Origin of the sequence: Micromonospora citrea, from assembly GCF_049629545.1 — a bacterium.
Classification (GTDB): Bacteria; Actinomycetota; Actinomycetes; order Mycobacteriales; family Micromonosporaceae; genus Micromonospora; species Micromonospora citrea_A.
This window is the reverse complement of the sequence record NZ_JBNADX010000006.1, coordinates 66,319-84,989: the sequence shown is the minus strand read 5'-3', so window position 1 is coordinate 84,989 and position 18,671 is coordinate 66,319. Positions and strand designations below refer to the sequence as shown.

The 18,671-nt window shown below is 73.2% G+C and carries 16 protein-coding genes; 9 read left to right on the top strand and 7 right to left on the bottom strand.

Annotated elements, in window-relative coordinates; translation table 11 throughout:
- Nucleotides 1-64 precede the first annotated feature (64 nt).
- The 3 genes from ACPFP2_RS09680 to ACPFP2_RS09670 all read right to left on the bottom strand — a co-directional run bounded on the left by ACPFP2_RS09680 (nt 65) and on the right by ACPFP2_RS09670 (nt 1,356).
- On the bottom strand, nt 65-289 hold the full coding sequence (locus ACPFP2_RS09680; RefSeq protein WP_424088158.1) for a substrate-binding domain-containing protein: 225 nt from the start codon (nt 287-289) through the stop codon (nt 65-67).
- A complete protein-coding gene (locus ACPFP2_RS09675; RefSeq protein ID WP_424088156.1) occupies nt 268-729 on the bottom strand; it encodes a LacI family DNA-binding transcriptional regulator in 462 nt (153 codons plus the stop codon). Before ACPFP2_RS09675 ends, ACPFP2_RS09680 begins: the two co-directional genes overlap by 22 nt.
- Nucleotides 730-990: 261 nt before the next feature.
- A complete protein-coding gene (locus tag ACPFP2_RS09670; protein WP_424088155.1) occupies nt 991-1,356 on the bottom strand; it encodes a cellulose binding domain-containing protein in 366 nt (121 codons plus the stop codon).
- 208 nt (nt 1,357-1,564) lie between these two features.
- On the opposite strand from ACPFP2_RS09670, the gene ACPFP2_RS09665 reads away from it, so the two are divergent.
- Nucleotides 1,565-2,551, top strand: coding sequence for a LacI family DNA-binding transcriptional regulator (locus ACPFP2_RS09665; protein WP_424088153.1), 987 nt, complete (start codon nt 1,565-1,567; stop codon nt 2,549-2,551).
- Between the two features lie 75 nt (nt 2,552-2,626).
- On the opposite strand, the gene ACPFP2_RS09660 is transcribed toward ACPFP2_RS09665, so the two are convergent.
- Both ACPFP2_RS09660 and ACPFP2_RS09655 read right to left on the bottom strand, forming a co-directional pair.
- Nucleotides 2,627-4,063: a non-reducing end alpha-L-arabinofuranosidase family hydrolase gene (locus ACPFP2_RS09660; RefSeq protein ID WP_424088151.1), complete on the bottom strand. Its 1,437-nt coding sequence runs from the start codon at nt 4,061-4,063 to the stop codon at nt 2,627-2,629.
- 301 nt (nt 4,064-4,364) lie between these two features.
- Entirely contained in the window at nt 4,365-5,207 is an 843-nt protein-coding gene (locus tag ACPFP2_RS09655; protein WP_424088149.1) for a S1 family peptidase, read from the bottom strand.
- 234 nt (nt 5,208-5,441) lie between these two features.
- On the opposite strand from ACPFP2_RS09655, the gene ACPFP2_RS09650 reads away from it, so the two are divergent.
- Both ACPFP2_RS09650 and ACPFP2_RS09645 read left to right on the top strand, forming a co-directional pair.
- Nucleotides 5,442-6,695, top strand: a complete 1,254-nt coding sequence (locus ACPFP2_RS09650; RefSeq protein ID WP_424088147.1) for a family 16 glycosylhydrolase — start codon at nt 5,442-5,444, stop codon at nt 6,693-6,695.
- Between the two features lie 204 nt (nt 6,696-6,899).
- The gene (locus tag ACPFP2_RS09645) at nt 6,900-8,276 is read left to right on the top strand and encodes an FAD-dependent oxidoreductase (protein WP_424088145.1); all 1,377 of its coding nucleotides are present in this window, start codon (nt 6,900-6,902) and stop codon (nt 8,274-8,276) included.
- Between the two features lie 24 nt (nt 8,277-8,300).
- Here the strand turns inward: ACPFP2_RS09645 and ACPFP2_RS09640 are convergent, their stop codons facing one another.
- On the bottom strand, nt 8,301-9,074 hold the full coding sequence (locus ACPFP2_RS09640; protein ID WP_424088143.1) for an alpha/beta fold hydrolase: 774 nt from the start codon (nt 9,072-9,074) through the stop codon (nt 8,301-8,303).
- Between the two features lie 260 nt (nt 9,075-9,334).
- Between ACPFP2_RS09640 and ACPFP2_RS09635 the strand changes: the two genes are divergently transcribed.
- Nucleotides 9,335-10,402 carry a DUF2855 family protein gene (locus ACPFP2_RS09635; protein WP_424088141.1) on the top strand — a complete coding sequence of 356 codons (1,068 nt, stop codon included), beginning with the start codon at nt 9,335-9,337 and terminating at the stop codon, nt 10,400-10,402.
- Nucleotides 10,403-10,562: 160 nt separating this feature from the next.
- On the opposite strand, the gene ACPFP2_RS09630 is transcribed toward ACPFP2_RS09635, so the two are convergent.
- A complete protein-coding gene (locus ACPFP2_RS09630; RefSeq protein WP_424088139.1) occupies nt 10,563-11,795 on the bottom strand; it encodes a cellulose binding domain-containing protein in 1,233 nt (410 codons plus the stop codon).
- A gap of 438 nt (nt 11,796-12,233) precedes the next feature.
- On the opposite strand from ACPFP2_RS09630, the gene ACPFP2_RS09625 reads away from it, so the two are divergent.
- The 5 genes from ACPFP2_RS09625 to ACPFP2_RS09605 all read left to right on the top strand — a co-directional run bounded on the left by ACPFP2_RS09625 (nt 12,234) and on the right by ACPFP2_RS09605 (nt 18,645).
- On the top strand, nt 12,234-13,889 hold the full coding sequence (locus tag ACPFP2_RS09625) for a glycoside hydrolase family 10 protein (RefSeq protein ID WP_424088137.1): 1,656 nt from the start codon (nt 12,234-12,236) through the stop codon (nt 13,887-13,889).
- Nucleotides 13,890-14,313: 424 nt separating this feature from the next.
- Entirely contained in the window at nt 14,314-15,666 is a 1,353-nt protein-coding gene (locus ACPFP2_RS09620) for a glucose-6-phosphate dehydrogenase (RefSeq protein WP_424088135.1), read from the top strand.
- Nucleotides 15,667-15,766: 100 nt separating this feature from the next.
- Nucleotides 15,767-16,864 (top strand): hypothetical protein, encoded by a 1,098-nt coding sequence (locus ACPFP2_RS09615; protein ID WP_424088133.1) that lies wholly within the window; start codon nt 15,767-15,769, stop codon nt 16,862-16,864.
- 101 nt (nt 16,865-16,965) lie between these two features.
- A complete protein-coding gene (locus tag ACPFP2_RS09610; protein WP_424088131.1) occupies nt 16,966-17,874 on the top strand; it encodes an aminoglycoside phosphotransferase family protein in 909 nt (302 codons plus the stop codon).
- Nucleotides 17,875-18,066: 192 nt separating this feature from the next.
- Nucleotides 18,067-18,645 carry an AMIN-like domain-containing (lipo)protein gene (locus tag ACPFP2_RS09605; protein ID WP_424088129.1) on the top strand — a complete coding sequence of 193 codons (579 nt, stop codon included), beginning with the start codon at nt 18,067-18,069 and terminating at the stop codon, nt 18,643-18,645.
- Nucleotides 18,646-18,671: the final 26 nt, after the last annotated feature.

Here is an 18,671-nt window from a genome sequence, read left to right as displayed (position 1 = left end):
TCGTGCGTCCGTGGCGTCGGCGGGGCGGCCACGGTGGGACGGCCGCCGCGCTGCGGCCGGGTGGTCAGGTGTCGCGCGCGACCCCCGTCGAGTCGCGCACGAGCAGTTGGGTGGGGAGCTCGCGTCGGGCGGGGCGATCGCCGTCGGGCGAGCAGAGCAGGCTGAGCAGCAGGTCGACCGCGGCGCGCCCGGCCTGCTCCTGTGGGGCGGCGACGGTGGTCAGGGCCGGTGTGGACAGCGCGGCCATCGGGATGTCGTCGACGCCGATCACGCTGACGTCGCCGGGCACACGTACGCCCCGGCCGTGACCAGTGGGGTGTGCGCAGCGGCCTGACGCAGCTGCTGCTCGGTGGCCCGGGGTGAGCAGAGCACCAGCCCGTCCGCCTGCTTGGCGAGGCCACGCAGGAGGTCGACCTCCGCCGCGGGATCCTCGTCGCTGTCGGCCAGGAAGACGGCGTGGTCCGACTCGCGGGCCCGGGCCTGCACGCCCCTGACCACGCTGGGAAAGACCGGATTCGCCAGGTCCGGCACGATCACGCCGAGGTTGCCGGTGCGGCCGGTGGCCAGCCCTCGGGCGGCGCGATGGGGCGCGTACCCGAGCTGCCGGGCCGCCCGCAGGACCCGCTCGCGGGTAATGGACCGCACGACGTCCGGTGTGGACAGCGCCCGTGACGCGGTGGAGGCGGAGACGCCCGCGGCGCGGGCCACCTCACGGATCGTCGCCCGCACGGCTCACCTCCCGGGCGTCCGGTCGACTGCCCCGGCAAGTCTGAAACCGTTTGCAGTTTTGTGTCAAGGTGTCACGTCGCGAGGCTCGTATCCCAGGTGGTGTAACGGTTCGGCCCCGCCGAGCGTGTTGCAGGCCGGCCTGCGGGCAGCGCGGCGGCGGGCGAGGGTGGACTGCCGGCGAGCGGTCGTCCGGCTCGCTCGCGAAGGCCCGGTGGGAGGCACACGTCTGCACACCGGGCCCTTCCGGACGATCCCCGGCGCCTACCTGGCCGCGCAGGTGGAAGTCATCCCCGTGCCGGTGCCGGTGCTCTGGAAGCCGAACTCGGTCGACCGGCCGGCGGCGAGGACGCCGTGGTGACCGACGTTGGTGAACTGCACGGTGCCGGTGCTCCCGCCGGCGGTGGCGTTCCAGGTGTTGGTGACGGCGGCGCCCGACGGCAGGGTCATGGCGACCGTCCAGCCGTTGACCGGCGAGGAGCCGGCGGCGACCCGTACGGTGGCGACGAAGCCACCCGTCCACTGGTTGATCGACGCCGACGCCGAGCAGCTGCCGCTGGCCGGTGGGGTGGTCGACGGCGGCGTGGTGGGCGGCGGACTCGCCGGGGATGCCGCGGAAGATCGGGACACCGGCGCTGCCCGACTCGATCGTGCGCCGGGCGGCCTCCCGGCTGCAGGGTCGGGCGCTGGCGTAGAGTGTTGGCTCCAGCGCTCTACGCCCGCTGAGGCGCGCACCGGTGCCGATGCCGCGAGGCGATCGGGCATCGGTGTCCCTCGTCCCGGCGGGCCAGGGCGGCCGGCAGGCGGGGGGAGTGGGATGGCGGTGCGGGGTCCAGCGATGACGGATGTGGCCCGTCTTGCCGGCGTCTCCCACCAGACGGTGTCGCGGGTGCTCAACGGGCACCCCTACGTCCGGGAGCAGACCCGACTGCGCGTCGAGGCCGCCATCGCCGAGCTGGGCTACCGGCCCAACCGGGCGGCCCGTGCGTTGGTCACCGGCCGTTCCCAGGTGATCGGCGTCGTCGCGCAGAACACCACCCTGTACGGGCCGGCGTCGCTGCTCGCCGCCCTGGAGCAGGTCGCCGCCGAGGCGGGCTTCGCCGTGAGTGTGGGCAGCGTGCGCGATCTCGACCACCGGTCGGTCTCGGCGGTGGTGGAGCGGCACCTGGCCCACGGGGTCGCCGGTCTCGTGGTGATCGCACCGGTGGAGTCGGCCGGCGAGGCGCTGGAACGCCTCCCGAAGGACGTCCCGCTGGTGACCGTCGACGGAGACCCGGGTGGGTCGGTGCCGCTGGTCACCGTCGACCAGGTCGCCGGCGCCCGGGAGGCCACCCGACACCTGCTCGACGCCGGTCACCGGACGGTCTGGCACGTGTCCGGGCCCTCCGACTGGTTCGACAGCGCCGGTCGTATCCAGGGGTGGCGGGAGGCGTTGCGGGAGGCCGGGGCGGAGTTGCCGCAGCCGGTGCCGGCGGACTGGTCCGCGGCGTCCGGTTACCGGTGCGGGCAGATGCTGGCCCGGATGCCGGAGGTCACGGCGGTCTTCACCGCCAACGACCACCTCGCGCTCGGTGTGCTGCGGGCGCTGCACGAGTACGGCCGGCGGGTGCCCGACGAGATCAGCGTGGTGGGCTTCGACGACGTGCCGGAGGCCGCCTACTTCATCCCGCCGTTGACCACCGTACGGCCGGATTTCGCCGCGGTGGCCCGGGCGAGCCTCGACATGCTGCTGGCCCAGATCGAGGGCGACCCGGGCGGCGGGCTGCGGCGGACCATCGCGCCGACCCTGGTGGCCCGGGACAGCGTCGCCGCGCCACCACGCTGACCTGCCCGGCGTCCCCCGGCCACCCCGCGGCGGACGAGCCTCCGCCCGCCCGCCGCGGGACATCGTCGGCTGTGTTCAGCAGGTCGAGTTGGTCTGGGTGAGCAGCCCGAGGCGCCAGGGCAGGCTGTTGTAGTCGCCACCGGCGTTCGGGTCCAGGCCCTGGTAGACGTAGCGCATGGTGCACGGGCTGATGGTGAGGGTCTGGTCGGTCTGGGTCCGGATCATCTCCCCGTGGCTGATGTCGCGGGTCCAGGCGCCGGCGGGGAAGGTGACGTTGTTGGCCCGGGCGAAGGGGTTGGCCTCGGTGTCGGCCAGCGCCCGCCACGGCCCGGCGATGTTGCCCGCCGTCCAGGAGCGGAACCAGCGGCGGCCGTCACTGCCGATCGCCTCGTGGATCAGCAGCCAGGTGTCGCTGCCGGCGACCTTGTAGACGTTGGCGGCCTCGAACAGGCGGTTGCGGTCGGCGTCCTGCATGGCGATGACCGGCTGGCTCATCCCGTTGGGGAAGTTCGCCACGCTGGTCTGGGACCGGTAGAGGTGGCCGTTGTCGTCGGAGGAGAACAGGTGGCAGTTGACGCTGTCGCAGATCACCCACATGTCGACCCAGTAGCCGTTGCCGATGTTCTGACGGATGATCTCCGGCATGCCGCTGTAGAAGTGCTTCGGCGCGCTCCACCCGTTCGGGTTGCCGATGTCGGGGTTGGTCGAGTAGGACGCGTTGCCGGTCTGGTAGACCAGGTACCACAGCTTGTGGGGGGCGAAGTAGAAGACCTCCGGCGCGGCCCGGTAACCGGCGCCGATCGGGGACTGGTCGAGGTAGTGGAAGGTGGCCGAGCTGGCCTGCGACCAGTCGGTGAAGTTCAGGTACACCAGGTTGTAGCCCGACGACTTCGCCGTGCTGGCGAACACGTGGTACCGCCCGTCGTGGTACACCACCGACGGGTCCTTGATCCCGGCGATGCCCCGACCGTCGGCCTTCGGGCCGATCAGCGAACCGCTGGAACTCCACCGGAAACTGCTCGGCAGGCTGCCGGTGGGCGGTGGCGTGCTCGGCGGTGGCGTGGTGGGCGGTGGCGTGCTCGGCGGCGGGGTGGTCGTGCCGCCGGTGCAGAGGGTGCCGTTGAGGGTGAAGCCGGTCGGGGTCGGGTTGCTGCCCGCCCAGGATCCGTTGAAACCGAACGACACGGTGCCGTTGGTGGCGATGCCGGGGTTGTAGTTGACGTTCCTCGCGGTCACCTGGGCTCCGCTCTGCGTGACGGTGGCGTTCCACGCCTGGGTGACCTGCTGTCCCGCGCCGTACGACCAGGTCAGCGTCCAACTGTTGATCGGGTCGCCGAGGTTGGTGACGGTGACGTTGGCGCCGAAGCCGCCCTGCCACTGCGACGACACGGAATAGTTGACCGCGCAGCCGGTGGTGGCGGCGTGTGCGGGCAGGCTGGCGGCGCCGGCGGCGGCGACCAGGCCGGTGGCGGCCACGAACAGGGTGGCCTTCGCTCTCCAGGTGGTGGGCATCTTGGTCCTCCTCGGTGGTGGGGACGCCGGGATCGGGTGGCGACGTCGACGTGACGCCGCCCGGCGCGATCCGCTGCCGGGGAAGGGGCCACGTGCTGCCGATGACCGGCTGGTGGCGAGGTCGTCGGGGCGGCGCGGTGACTGACCTGCCTGGCCCGGACCGGGTCACCGACGACGGCCGCGCCGACGATCCGGCGCCCGCTGCGTGACCGGTGATCCTTCGGAGCGTGCCCTTCGCTCCTGCCGGGAAAAATAGCATGTTATCGATAACATGCTCAAGTGGTGTGGACGGGTCGCCGGTCTACGGGACGGTGGCCCCGTACGCGGCCAGTGCCTCGGTGACGGGCTGGTAGTAGGTCGTCCCGCCGGTGGCGCAGGTGCCGCTGCCGCCGGACAGGATGCCGAGGACGGTGCCGGTCGCCGGGGAGTAGAGCGGTCCGCCGCTGTCTCCGGGTTCGGCGCAGATGTTGGTGCGGATGAGCCCGGAGACGCTGCCCTCGGCGTAGTTCACGGTCTGGTTCAGCCCGGTCACCGAGCCGCACCGCACGCCGGTGGTGGCGCCGCTGCGGCACACGGCCTGGCCGACGTACGCGGTGCCGGCGCCGTTGATCGTGACCGTCCCCGGGTAGGTGTACACCGCGCTGGGGTGGCTGACCGTGCCGCTGTAGCGCACGATGCCGTAGTCGTTGCCGGGGAAGCTGCTGCCGGTACGGCTGCCGAGCACAGCGGTCTGGCTGCTGTTGGCGTACCAGGTGGCGGCGACGCGGGTGCAGTGCCCGGCGGTGATGAAGTAGTAGGTGCCACCGCTGCGGACGTTGACGCCGAGGGAGCACCGGGCGCCGGCGCCGTAGATGGCCTGTCCGCCGGCGATGAGCAGGCGCAGACGCCCGGGTTCCCGGCGCACCGTCGCCCCGGCCCGCTCGGCGACCGCGCGCAGCGCGCGGGCCTGGGTCCCGGTGACCGACTCGTCGACGGTGAGGACGGTCCGGCCGGTGGCCGGGTCGAGGCCCCATGCGGTGCCGGCCGTACGCACCTCGTCCAGGGTGTGCGAGCCGGGTGCGGCGGTGACGCCGTCGTGCGCGGCCGCCGGGGTGGCCGGGAGCAGCAGGGCGAGTGCGAGGACGACGGGCGGAAGACGACGCATGCCCTCACCTGCGATCGTTGAACGTCGATGTATATGCCAGCATCCGCCCTCCGCGCCACGGATTCAAGCACCACTGGACGTCGGTCCCGCGAAGGGCCCACCGAGGCGGGCGGCGAAACTGCAAAGAGTGTTGACAGTAGATGAACAAGTCGACAGACTTCCCTGAGAGCGCTCTCTGGGTCGGCTGTCAGCTGTGGACGGTCGGGGAGGGCGTCCGTCGCCGAGGAGGTAGCCATGGTTCCGACCCGCGCCCGCCGCGCCTGGGCGATCGTCACCGCGCTCGCGGTCGCGATCTCCGTGGCGCTCGTCTGGTGGACCCCGCCCCGACCCGCCGAGGCGGACATCGGCGGGCTCACCTGGCAGGACGAGTTCAACGAACCGGCGGGCACACCGGTCAACCAGAGCCGGTGGCGGTTCGACATCGGCGGCAGCGGCTGGGGCAACAACGAGCGGCAGTACTACACCAGCAGCACCAGCAACGCGGTGCACGACGGCCAGGGCAACCTCGTCATCACGGCCCGGCGGGAGAACCCGGCCAACTACCAGTGCCACTACGGCCGGTGCGAGTACACCTCCGCGCGGCTGCTGACCGCCCAGACCTTCACCCAGGCGTACGGCCGATTCGAGGCGCGCATCAAGATCCCTCGGGGGCAGGGCATCTGGCCGGCGTTCTGGATGCTCGGCAACGACATGGGCAGCGTGGGATGGCCGGCCGCCGGAGAGATCGACATCATGGAGAACATCGGCCGGGAGCCGAACACGGTCTACGGCACCATCCACGGCCCCGGCTACTCCGGCGGCGGCGGGATCACCGGCAGCCGGACCATCGGCAGCCCGCTCGCCGACGGCTTCCACACCTACCGGGTCGACTGGCAGCCGAACTCCATCGTCTGGTACCTCGACGGCGTCGAGTACCACCGGGTCGACCCGGGCCGGCTCGGCGGCAACCGTTGGGTCTTCGACCACCCCTTCTTCATGATCCTCAACGTGGCGGTCGGCGGGAACTGGCCCGGCTACCCCGACGCCTCGACCCGGTTCCCGCAGCAGATGCTCGTCGACTACGTCCGCGTCTCCGGGTACGTCCCCGGCGGCAACCCGCCGCCCGGCACCACCCGCATCCGCGGCGCCCAGAGTGGACGCTGCATCGACATCCCCGGCGCGAACCCCGTCGACGGCGCCAAGCTGCAGATCTGGGACTGCAACACCACCGCCGCCCAGGCCTGGACCTTCGCGGCCGACGGCACGGTACGGGCGATGGGCAAGTGCATGGACCCGGCCTGGGCCGGCACCGCCAACGGCACCGAGGTCAACCTCGTCACCTGCAACGGCAACCCGGTGCAACGCTTCACCCTCAACGGCGCCGGCGACCTGGTCAACCTCAGCGCCAACCGGTGCGTGGACGTGCGGGACGCGAACCCGAACAACGGCGGCAAGCTCCAGCTCTGGGACTGCACCGGCGCGGCCAACCAGAAGTGGTCCCGATACTGAGCGCCGGGCTCCGCGGCCGCCCGCGCGGGAAGGCGGGTGGCCGCGGCACGGCGACGGCCGGAAGAAGGTGACGAGGGCCCGAGGACTGCGCGGCCAGCGGGTCTACCCGGCAGCGAGCGGTGTCTGTGCGACGATCGTCGAAGGCCCGTCCCGCCGGCGTGGTCGTCGACGGGCGCCACACCTCGTACCCCCTTGGAGAGCACGATGTCCCGCTCCCCGGCTCGGGTCTTCGCCGCGCTGAACGCGGTGCGACCGCCCGACCAGGCGTCCCCGGTACTGGGCAAGGCCGTCGTGCTCGGCGGCAGTGTCGCCGGGCTGCTGGCCGCCCGGGTGCTGTCCGACCACGCGGAGAGCGTCGTCGTCATCGACCGGGACGACCTGCACGTCACCGGCGTCCGGCCGGGCGTGCCACAGGGGACGCAGCTGCACGCGCTGCTGCCCGGCGGCCTGCACCAGTTGGAGCAGCTGTTCCCCGGATTCCGCGCGCAGGCCGTGGCGCAGGGGGCGGTCGAGGCTCCCCCCGCCGCCCGGCGCAACTACCTCGACGGCCGGCTGAAGGTCGTCGTGCCCGACGACGACGACAGCCTGGCGGGCAGTCGGCCCCTGCTGGAAGGGCTGATCCGTCAGCGGGTGCTGGCCCTGCCCAACGTCAAGACGGTCACCGCCCGCGCCACGGGTCTCGTGATCGACGGTACGGTGACCACCGGCGTCCGCTGTGACACCGGCGGGGTGTCCGGCATCGAGCGCGCCGACCTGGTGGTCGACGCCATGGGACGGTCGAGCAGGCTGTCGGAGTGGCTGGAGCAGGCCGGCTGGGAGCGGCCCGTCACCCGGCGGATGGCCGTGCACCTCAACTACGCCACGGCGCTGTTCCGGCGCTTCGAGACGGACCCGGACCCGGCGGTCGTCCTGGCGCTGCACACTCCGAGGACGGCCACGGACGTTGCCGGCGCCGCGTACTTCGCGGTGGAGGACGGCCGGTGGATGGCCATGATGGCCGGTTACGGGGACAACCGCCCCGGGCGCACCGCCGAGGACTTCGTCCGCCGGCTGCGCGAGCAGTTCCCGCCGGAGTTCGGCGAGGTCGCCGGCAACGAGATGCTCGGCGACGTCCGGACCTACGCCCACGCCGACAGCCGGCGACGGGACTTCCACGCCCTCACGCGGCTGCCGGCCGGGCTGGTCGGCGTCGGTGACGCGGTCGCGTCGTTCAATCCGGTGTACGGGCAGGGGATGACCGCGGCGGCCCTGCACGCGGCCTGCCTGTCGGTGTACCTGCGCTCCGGTGCGGACCTCGGCGCGCCCGCGCGCCGGTTCTTCGCGTTGCAGAAGGTGGTGGTCGACGCCGCCTGGTCGATGTCGACCTCCGCCGACCTGGCGCTTCCACACGTCGACGGGCCCTACCCGCGCGGCTACCGGATGTCCAGCTGGGTGAGCAGGCAGATCGTCACGGCGACCGTCACGGACGTGGCGATCGCGCGGCAGTTCAACCAGGTCGTCTCCATGCGGGAGCACCCGCGCTCGCTGGCCACACCCGGGGTGCTGCTGGGCGCGGTGCGCGCCAACCGGAGGGCACGGTGAGCGCCGGTCCCCGGTGACCGGCGGTCACTGCCCGAGGAACTCCTCCAGCACCGTGACCAGCCGGACCGGGGTCTCGTACATCGCGTAGTGCCCCGCGTTGGCGAGCACCTCGAGCCGGGCGTTGGGGTAGTGACGCAGCCAGGTCTCGCGCATCGTGTCGGCGCCCAGCGCCGGATCGTGCTCGCCGACGACGGCGAGCGCCGGCACCGGATTGCCCTTCACCTCGTCGGTGAGATCGGTCCGCGCCCAGGCGGTGAGGTAGGCGCCGAACGCCTCCGGGGTGGAGTGCGCGAGGGAGAACCGGACCATCTCGTCCAGCCAGCGACCGGAGAGCCGGTTGCCGGTGGTGAGGTCGATGATCGTGCGCCGGTTGTCCGGGTCGGCGGCCGCGCCGTCGAACAGCGCCCAGCTCTGCAGGTCGAAGGGCACCCCGCCGGCCGGGACCGGGCTGATGCCGACGAGGCGTTCCACCCGTCCGGGCGCGTCGGCGAGCACCCGCTGCGCGGCGCTGCCGCCCATGGAGTGCCCGACCACCGAGAACGTGTCCCAGCCGAGGGAGTCGGCGAGGTCCAGGGCGTCGCGGGAGATCTCGGCGATGCTGTGCTCACCCGCCACCCCGGTCCGCGCGCCGTACCCGCGGTAGTCCAGGAACGCCCAGGTGAAACGCTCGGTGTCGACCAGTTCCGGCAGCCATCCCCAGCCCTGCGCCGACCCGAACCACCCGTGCAGGGCCAACACCCTGCGTGGCCCCTGACCGACGACGACCGGAGCGGAGCCGGTGCTGTCGCTGATCGTCATGACGGCGACCCCTTCCACTGCCGCGCAGCCGCGACGCGAGGTGAACGACGTGAGAGCCGGCGACGCGGGTGCCGGCGACGTGGGATCGACCGTAGTCGGCACGTGCGCCGAACGGAAGGGCGGCCGTGGCCGGGACGGCCCGGTCCGTCGTCGCTCGGGTGTGGTCTGTGCGCCCGCGGCGGACGCCGGTGCCGCCCGGAGTGGGATTTTGCACTCACAGTGCACTTGTCTCGGGTTTCGGCGCCGCTTAGCGTCACACCATGCCTGCTTCCTGGACATTCGCCGTGGCGCGCGACGACCTCGGCCGCACGGCGCTCGTCGACGGCGCGACGGCCGATCCGTCCGAGGGTGAGGCGCTGCTCCGCGTGGACCGCGTCGGCCTCACCGCCAACAACGTGACCTACGCGGTGCTCGGCGACTCGATGCGGTACTGGGAGTTCTTCCCGCCCGGTCCCCGTGGACTCGGGCCGCAGTGGGGGCTCCCGCCGCTGTGGGGCTTCGCCGAGGTCGTCGCGTCGACGGTTCCCGGGGTCGCGACGGGGCAACGCGTCTACGGCTACCTCCCACCCGCCGGTCACCTGGTGGTGCGGCCGGGCCGGGTGGACACGCACGGGTTCCGCGACGTGAGCGGGCACCGGGCCGAGCTGCCCTCGCCGTACCAGGCGTACCGGTCCACCACGGGCGACCCGGCCTACCGGTCGGACCAGGAGGATCTGCTGATCCTGTTCAGGCCGCTGTTCTTCACCTCCTTCATGCTGGCCGACCAGGTGGTCGACAACGACTTCCACCGGGCGGAGTCGGTGGTGCTGTCCTCGGCGTCGAGCAAGACCGCGTACGCCACCGCGTTCGAACTGCACGGCCGTGGTCCGCGCCTGGTGGGGCTCACCTCGCCCGGCAACCGGGAGTTCGCGCAGTCGCTCGGCTGCTACGACGAGGTGGTCTCCTACGACGAGATCGGCCTGCTCGACGCGGTGCCGACCGCCTATCTCGACCTGTCGGGGGCGCCCTCGACCCGGGCCGCCCTGCGGCGGCGCCTCGGCGACCGGCTGGTACGCGACGTCGCGGTCGGGCTCACCAGTCGGGTGCCGAACGCCGACACCGCCGGGGAGGTGTTCTTCGCCCCGGTACAGATGCGCAAGCGCCGCCAGGACTGGGGCGCCGACGGGCTCGACCGGCGTTTCACCGACGCCTGGCGGCGGTTCGCCGAGGTGGTGGGGGAATGGCTCGACGTCCGTGTCGGCGCCGGGCCCGACGCACTGCGGACCGCGTGGCGGGAGGTCCTCGCGGGTCGCACCCCGCCGCGCGTGGGTCACGTCGTCCAGCTGTGACGGCGACGCGGCGCCGCGCAGCACGTGCCGTCGCTGCGCGGCGTCGCGGCCGGCTCCGGTCCGGACGCCCCCGGCCGGCAGGTCGTGCGCGGGGCCGCCGGGGCGCGTCCGCCGGAGCGAGGGCCGATGGCACCGTACGCCGACGGCGCCGGCGGTGCGGTCAGTAGCCGTAGCGGCTCTTGAGGTGACGCCACCAGTCGCGCAGCATCCAGGCGTCGAACTCGGTGATCGAGGTGGCGCTGCCGGCCTTCATGAGGAATCCGCCGACGCCGCTCGGGGTCCAGTCGTAGAAGTCGTCCAGGCCGAAGGTGTGGCCGATCTCGTGCAGCAGGATGTGCACGTTGTCGGAGTTCAGGTTGGCCATGAAGTACTCGCGGCCCATCCGTTGGCCCCAGTCACCGCCGGCGCCGCCGGAGAATCCGTCGGTGAGCCACAGTGACTGGTCGTAGTGCCGGTCGGCGCCGCCGGGGCAGTCGGGGTACTGGCCGTTCTGGTGGAAGAACCGCCCGCAGGGCTCGGCGCACTGGGGGGCGTTCTCGCGGATGTCGTTGACGTAGATGTCGACCGAGGTGTCCGACCACTGCAACTGGCTGCGGTCCCGTACCGCCCAGCCGACCACCCTGACCGGCACGTCGGCGTACGGCCAGCCGTTGTGGCCCGCCATGACGTCCATCCACTTCTTGTACTGCCGGGCGAGCGTGGCGTGGATCTGGTCGCGCTGGGCGGCGGTGACGGTCGCGCCGGAGTCCCACCGGACGCAGAAGTTGAGGTAGCCCCGGTTGGCCGTCACCTGGTCCCAGCCGTAGTTACGGAACCCGTACAGGTTGGTGTAGGTCTGTTCCTGGTGCGTCCAGACCTGACCGAGCGGGGTGACCAGGTGGGCCGGCGGGTTCCATCCCGACGTGGGTGGCGGCGTGGTGGGCGTGGGCGCCGGTGTGGTCGGGGCCGGGGTGGTGGGCGCCGGTGTGCTCGGCGCGCCGGTGCACGTCACCCCGTTGAGGGCGAACGTGGTGGGCGCCGGGTTGCTGCCGGCCCAGGAGCCGTTGAAGCCGAACGAGGTCCCCGCGCCGGTGCCCAGGCTGCCGTTGTAGCCGACGTTGGTCGCGCCGACCCGGCTGCCGCTCTGGGTCACGGTGGCGTTCCACGCCTGGGTGACGGTCTGGCCCGCGGTGTAGGCCCAGGTCAGGGTCCAGCCGTTGATCGGGTCGCCGAGATTGGTCACGGTCACGTTCGCGCCGAAGCCGCCCGACCACTGGTTGGTGACCTGGTAGTCGACCCGGCAGCCGCTGGCGGCGGCCTGCGCGCCGGTGACGGCGAGTGCGGCGCCGCCGGTGGTGGCCAGGGTGGCGACCAGGGCCACGGCGAGGCGGGCGCCGGTTCTGGACGGTGTCATGGATGATCCTCCGCGTCGTGCCCGGCGGTGATCGGGACGGGGGCCGCCGGGCGAGGGAAAAGATTGACGGGAATACAAACTAAATCGCGTGCCGGAGGCAAGCCGCCCGACCCGCGATTGGCGGCCCTCGTCGTTACCGGTCGAACGCCTTGCCGAAACGGCTCGCGGCGACCAGAGTGGCGGGGTTGGATATCGCTATGCATCGATGAACTCCGTCGGTTTGCCGGCGTCGACGGCTCGGCGGTCGTCGTGCGCAACCCCGGTCGCCCGAGGCGGCCGGGGCCCCGGGGGCCGGGCGCGGCGAACGGACCGGTAGCGCTGTGACGTCCGGTCCAGGCCACGGGACGGCCCAGTCCGAGGGCGCGGTCGGCCTTAGCCGGCCGTTAAGTAACGGGCGAAACGGTTCACCCGGCGGGCCGCACTGGGCAGACTGGGTCGATGATCGCCGCCGACCCGTCCGCCGAGCCCGTCCGCCGTCGTCGCACCAAGGCCCTCGTCGCGGTGACAGCCGCGCTCGCCGTGGCGGTCACGGCCGGCGCCTGGTCGCTGCGGGAGCGGGTGGGCGGCGACGGCGGCGCGCCCCACCGCGCCGGGGCGACGCCCGACGCCGCTCCGGCGGGCGGCGCCCCCACCTGCGCCGGCCGGCCGGCCCGGTCGCCCCGCGAGCTGCGCGGCATGTGGATCACCACGGTGAACAACATCGACTGGCCGAGCCGGCGCGGGCTGCCGGCCGAGACGGTGCGCACCGAGTTGCGCGGCTGGCTCGACCTGGCCGTGCGGCACCACCACAACGCCGTCTTCGTGCACGTGCGCCCGAGCGGGGACGCGCTCTGGCCGTCGGCGTACGCGCCGTGGTCGGAGTGGCTGACCGGACACCGCGACGGCAGGGATCCGGGCTGGGACCCGATGGAGTTCATGATCACCGAGGCGCACGCCCGCAACCTGGAGTTCCACGCCTGGTTCAACCCGTACCGGGGCGGGCAGCCGGCCACGGTGGGCGGCCCCGGCCCCCGGCTGGACCAGCTCGCGCCGACGCACCCGCTGCGGCGGCACCGCGACTGGGTGGTGACCTATCCGAGCGCCGACCGGCCCGGCAGCCGCCTCTACTTCAACCCGGGCATCCCCGAGGCGCGGACGTTCGTCGAGGACTCCATGCTGGAGGCGGTCCGCCGCTACGACGTCGACGGGGTGCACTTCGACGACTTCTTCTACCCGTACCCGGAGGCCGGGCAGGACTTCCCGGACGACGCCGCGTTCGCCCGGTACGGCCGGGGGTTCGCCGACAAGGACGCCTGGCGCCGAGACAACGTGAACACGCTGGTCCGCGAGATGAGCGAGCGGATCAAGGCGCTCAAGCCGTGGGTGAAGTTCGGCATCAGCCCGTTCGGCATCTGGCGCAACGCGCGTACCGATCCGGCCGGCTCGGCGACGGCCGGGTTGCAGAGCTACGACGACATCTACGCCGACACCCGGCTCTGGGTACGGCAGCAGTGGCTGGACTACGTCGTGCCGCAGCTCTACTGGCACATCGGGTTCGGCAAGGCCGACTACGCCAAGCTGCTGCCGTGGTGGACGGCCACGGTGCGGGGCACCCGGGTGCAGCTCTACATCGGGCAGGCCGACTACCGGGTGGGCGAGCGTGGCGCCTGGCGCGACCCGGGCGAGCTGGACCGCCAACTCGCCCTCAACCGCCGGCACGGGGTGAGCGGGAGCGTGCACTTCAGCGCCAGACAGGTACGCGCCGACAGGCTCGGGGCGGTCAGCCGCTACCGCGCGGCGCACTACGCCGGCCCGGCGCTGCTGCCGGTGATGGCGCACCTGCCGGCAGCCCCGCCGGCCGCACCGGCGGTCACCGAGGCGCGGCGCGCGGACGCCGGTCAGGTGGCGCTGACCTGGCGCGGGGAGGACGCCGTGAGCTTCGCCGTGTACCGGGTGGACGGCGACACGGCCCGGCTCGTGGGCACCACGCGCGGCACCGGTTGGGTCGACCGCACCGCGCCGGCCGGGAGTGCGCTCACCTACTGCGTGTCGGGGCTCGACCGCAGCGGGAACGAGGGCCCGCTCAGCGCACCGGTGCCCGTCACCGCGCCGTGAGCGGCCCCCGGCACGGCTGAGCCGGCGACACCCGACCCGGATCCGGACCGAGAGATCGTCGGGCCGCCACCGCCACCGCCACCGCACCGCCACCGCCACCCCGGGCACGGCGTGGGGCGCGGTGACTGCGCACCCCGTCCTCCGATCGGAGGACGAATCTCCGGTACGGCCGCGCCGGGACCGGCGGTGGCGTTCACTTCGCCTCGGAAGTGTCCGCGCCGGCAACGACGATCCGCGCCGGCGTCGCGCCTGCGGATCGGGCACCGGCGCACCGTCGACGGTCGGCGGCGGGGGCCCGGGCCTGCGCGGAACAGTTCGAGGAGCACATCGTGAACGGGCCGACGGTGACGCACCCCCGCTGCCACCAGGCACGCGAGGAGCACCGGTGCGGCCCGTCCCCGGCACCCGGTCGGCGGAGCGTCCGATGATCCAGAACATGGTCGTCCTCGGCGCGTCGGGCGACCTCTCGGCCCGGTACCTGCTGCCCGCGGTGGCCCGGCTGCACGCCGCCGGGCTGCTCGACGACCGGCAGACCATCCTCGCCATCGACCGGGACGAGCGCGACGACGAGGAGTTCCGCGCCGCCGCCCGGGCCCGGCTCGCCCGACAGGCGCCCGACCTGAGCGCCCGGGACGTACGCGGCGTCACCGACCGTTTGCGGCACCGCAGCGCCGACGTCACCGACGCGGCCCAGTTGTCCGCCGCACTGGGCGACCTGACCGGGCCGGCCGCGGTCTACCTCGCCCTGCCCAACACCATCTTCCAGGGCGCGGTGCGAGCCCTGGCCGCGAGCGGCCTGCCGGCCGGCAGCCGGCTGATCGTGGAGAAGCCGTTCGGCGCCGATCTCGCCGATGCCCGGCAGCTCAACGAGACCATCCACGGCTGCTTCGCCGAGGACGACGTGTTCCGCGTCGACCACTTCCTGGCCAAGCAGACGGTGCTCAACGTCCTCGGCCTGCGCTTCGCCAACCGGGTGTTCGAACCGGTCTGGAACGCCCTGCACATCGCCGCCGTCGACATCGTCTGGGACGAGACCGTCGCCCTGCAGGGCCGCGCCGGCTACTACGACGGCGCCGGAGCGCTCAAGGACATGACCCAGAACCATCTGCTCCAACTACTCGCCCTCGTCGCCATGGAACCACCGACCAGCACCGGCCACCGGGACCTGCGGGACCGCAAGATCGACGCGCTGCGTGCGGTGCGCCCTCCGGCGGCGGACCGGATGGGGACGTTGACGCGCCGCGCCCGGTACACCGCCGGCCGTGTCGACGGTCGGTCCGTGCCCGCCTACGTCGACGAGCCCGGGGTGGATCCCGGCCGGGACACCGAGACCTTCGCCGAGGTCACCGTGTTCGTCGACAACTGGCGGTGGGCCGGTGTGCCGTTCCGGCTGCGCACCGGCAAGGCCCTCGGCAAGGCGCGTCGCGAGATCGTCGTGCGGTTCCGGCCCGTCCCGCACCAGCCCTTCCCCGACACGGCACCGGCCAACCGGCTGCGGATGCGGCTGGACCCGGACGCCATCAGCCTGGACATCAACCTCAACGGGAGCGGCGACCCGTTCTGCCTGGAACGTGTCCACCTCGACGCCCGCTTCCCCGCCCAACAACTGCCGCCCTACGCCCACGTGCTGCTGGGTGTCCTGCACGGCGATCCGACGCTGTCCATCCGCGGCGACGAGGCGGAGGAGGGCTGGCGCATCGTCGAACCCGTCCTCAAGGCCTGGTCCGACGGTGCGGTCCCGATGCTGACGTACCCTGCCGGATCCGACGGCCCCTGATCCACCCGTCCGCGACGCGGGTGACGTCGCGAGCGTCCGGTGGGGCCGCACCGGATGGCCCCGGGATGCCATCCTTCAGGTCGGCGCGGAGGAGGCGGGCATGCGGGAACTCGACCCGGGGATCCGGCGGGGGTGTGCCGCGCTGCTCGCCTCGGGCGTCGTCGTCACCCTGGTCGTCATTCCCGGCGCCGCGACGGCCGCGCCGACAGCCGCCGCAACGGCGGTGTGCCGGGTGGCCGACGAGCGGCTGGACGAGATCTCGGGGCTGGCCGCCACCGACGACGGCTTCGTCGCCGTCAACGACGGCAGCGACGAGGAGTCCCGCCGCCAGATCTTCTTTCTCGACGCCGACTGCGCGGTGCTGCGCACGGTGCGGTTCCCCTCCCGTCCCCGGGACACCGAGGACCTGGCGGTCACCGCCGACGGCACGGTCTGGGTGGCCGACATCGGCGACAACGACCGCGCCCGCGACACGGTCGCGCTGTGGGTGCTGCGCCCGGGAAGCCGCCGGCCGGCGCTGCACCGGATGACGTACCCGGACGGCCCGCACGACGCCGAGGCGCTGCTGGTCACCGGCGACGGCCGGCCGCTGATCGTCACCAAGCAGGGCGGCGCCGCCGGACTGTACGCCCCGGCGACACCGCTGCGCGCGGGGGCGACCGTGCCGCTGTCCCGCGTCGGTGAGGTGCGTTTGCCCGACAGCACGACCCGCAATCCGTACGGCTTCTTCGGCCGAGGGCTGGTCACCGGCGCGGCGGGCGCGCCGGACCGGCGGCGGGTGGTGCTGCGCACCTACGCCGACGCGTTCGAGTACGACGTCCCCGACGGGGACGTGATCGCCGCGCTGACCAGCGGCAGACCGCGCGTGGTCCCGCTGCCGGACGAGCCGCAGGGCGAATCGGTCACCTACAGCCGGGACGGGCGGTTCCTGCTCACCGTCTCCGAGACCGCCGACCAGCCGCCCGGCACCCGGCCCACGATCCTGCGCTATCCGCTGCCCTCCGCCCCGGCCGCCGCCCCGACCCGGCCGGCCCCGGCGGCCACCTCCGTCGGGCCGGGTACTCGCCCGGGGGCGGCGCCGGCGCCCGCGAACCGCCGGCAGTCCGGCACGGCTGCCGTGGGGGTCGGCGTGGTCGGGCTCGCCGTGGCCGCGCTGGTGCTGCTCGGACTGGCCCTGAAACGTCGCCGCCGCCGGTGACTCGCCGCTGCGGCCGGTCAGGCACCCGACCGGCTGCACCGTGCGTCGGGTCCGCCAGGAATTGACTGGCTCCGCGCGCCGTCAGCATCGAGACTTCCGGCGTGACGCTGCACCAGGACGAGATTCCGATCGACGAGACGACGGTCAGGTCGCTGCTGCGGGCACAGTGCCCGCAGTGGGCCGACCTGCGGCTGTCCCCGGCGGGCGCGGGCACCGACAACACCATGTACCGGCTGGGCGACGACCTGCTCGTACGGCTGCCGCGCACCGCGGACAAGGCGCGGTCCGTGCGCAAGGAGCAGCGGTGGCTGCCCCGCCTGGCGCCGCTGCTGACCTGGCCCGTCCCCGAGCCCGTCCACGCCGGCACACCCACCACGGCGTTTTCGCTGGTGTGGTCGGTGTACCGCTGGATCGACGGCGACGACGTCAGCCCGGCGAGCGTGCGGGACTGGGCGGCCTTCGGCGCCGACCTGGCCGACTTCGTACGCCAGTTGCACGCCGTCGACCTGATGGGGGCGACCCGCACGGACGACCTCAGCTGGTACCGCGGCGGCAGCCTGCGGGCCTGCGACGAGTGGGTCGGCAGGTCCCTCGACGAGTGCCGCGCCCTGATGGGGTCACGGCTGGACGTGCCGACCCTGCGACGGTTGTGGCACGCCGCGCTGGCCCTGCCGGAGCCCACCGCACTCCCCGGGTGGCTGCACGGCGACCTCAGGCCCACCAACCTGCTGGCGCGCGACGGCAGGCTGCACGCGGTCATCGACTTCGGCGGCCTCTCGATCGGCTTCCCCGACGCCGAGCACGCCCCGGTCTGGGACCTGCCGCCCCAGGCCCGGCACACCTACCGGGACAGCCTGCGCCTCGACGAGCCGACCTGGGCCCGCGCCCGCGCCTGGGCGATCGCGGTGGGCGTGAGCGGGGTCTCCTACTACTGGCACACCTACCCGGAGTTCGTCGCCGAGTGCCAGGCGCGACTCCAGGCCATCTGCGCCGACGCCGCCGCCCGCTGAGCGGCGCCGTGCCCGGCGCGGGCCGCACGCCGGTCCCGACGGTCTATCGGCGCGTACCCGACCCCGCCGGCCACTGTTACGTGGCAGTTACCGGAGAGCGAAGCTGCTGCCGCAGACACCTTCCACCGTGGATCCGAGGTCGCCGGCGACGACGCCGGCGAGAGCACCGGAGCGAGACCACGGGAGGACACGATGCGGATCAGAAGCGGACTCATGGCGGTGGTCGTCGTGCTCGCCGGGCTGGTCGCCGGCGCGGGCACCGGCGCGGCGGCGAGCAGCACGGCCGCGGCGACGGGATCGCCGTACTGCGGGATCACCTGGGGCAGCGCGGAGAAGTCGGCCGGCACGCTCAGCGCCGCACCGCTGATCGAGGTGCGCGCCGGACGGCACGACTGCTTCGACCGGGTGGTGTTCGAGTTCGCCGGAGCGGTCGGTGGCTACTCGGTCGCCTACGGCGAGACCTGGACCGAGGGGGAGGGGTTGGCGCTGTCGCCGTACACCGCCGGCGACGAGCTGCTGCGGGTGTCGCTGCGGGCCCCGGCGTACGACGACGAGCACGTCGCCACCGTCCCGTACCGGGTCGGTGAGCACGTCGTGAACGCGCTGCGCTCGCCGACGCTGCGGGACGTGGTCTTCGGCGGCAGCTTCGAGGGCTACACCACCTTCGCGGTCGGTGTGCGCGCCCGGCTGCCGTTCCGGGTGTTCGTGCTGGTGGGTCCGGGCACGCACAGCCGGATCGTGCTCGACATCGCCCACCAGTGGCAGCAGTGATCCGACGACAGGTCGAGGGTCCGGCT

What these genes read in the sequence shown, in the direction of transcription:
- ACPFP2_RS09665 (WP_424088153.1), top strand. Translation starts at nt 1,565, where the DNA reads ATGACGGATGTGGCCCGTCTTGCCGGCGTCTCCCACCAGACGGTGTCG.
- ACPFP2_RS09660 (WP_424088151.1), bottom strand. Translation starts at nt 4,063, where the DNA reads ATGCCCACCACCTGGAGAGCGAAGGCCACCCTGTTCGTGGCCGCCACC.
- ACPFP2_RS09655 (WP_424088149.1), bottom strand. Translation starts at nt 5,207, where the DNA reads ATGCGTCGTCTTCCGCCCGTCGTCCTCGCACTCGCCCTGCTGCTCCCG.
- ACPFP2_RS09650 (WP_424088147.1), top strand. Translation starts at nt 5,442, where the DNA reads ATGGTTCCGACCCGCGCCCGCCGCGCCTGGGCGATCGTCACCGCGCTC.
- ACPFP2_RS09645 (WP_424088145.1), top strand. Translation starts at nt 6,900, where the DNA reads ATGTCCCGCTCCCCGGCTCGGGTCTTCGCCGCGCTGAACGCGGTGCGA.
- ACPFP2_RS09640 (WP_424088143.1), bottom strand. Translation starts at nt 9,074, where the DNA reads ATGACGATCAGCGACAGCACCGGCTCCGCTCCGGTCGTCGTCGGTCAG.
- ACPFP2_RS09635 (WP_424088141.1), top strand. Translation starts at nt 9,335, where the DNA reads ATGCCTGCTTCCTGGACATTCGCCGTGGCGCGCGACGACCTCGGCCGC.
- ACPFP2_RS09630 (WP_424088139.1), bottom strand. Translation starts at nt 11,795, where the DNA reads ATGACACCGTCCAGAACCGGCGCCCGCCTCGCCGTGGCCCTGGTCGCC.
- ACPFP2_RS09625 (WP_424088137.1), top strand. Translation starts at nt 12,234, where the DNA reads ATGATCGCCGCCGACCCGTCCGCCGAGCCCGTCCGCCGTCGTCGCACC.
- ACPFP2_RS09620 (WP_424088135.1), top strand. Translation starts at nt 14,314, where the DNA reads ATGATCCAGAACATGGTCGTCCTCGGCGCGTCGGGCGACCTCTCGGCC.
- ACPFP2_RS09615 (WP_424088133.1), top strand. Translation starts at nt 15,767, where the DNA reads ATGCGGGAACTCGACCCGGGGATCCGGCGGGGGTGTGCCGCGCTGCTC.
- ACPFP2_RS09605 (WP_424088129.1), top strand. Translation starts at nt 18,067, where the DNA reads ATGCGGATCAGAAGCGGACTCATGGCGGTGGTCGTCGTGCTCGCCGGG.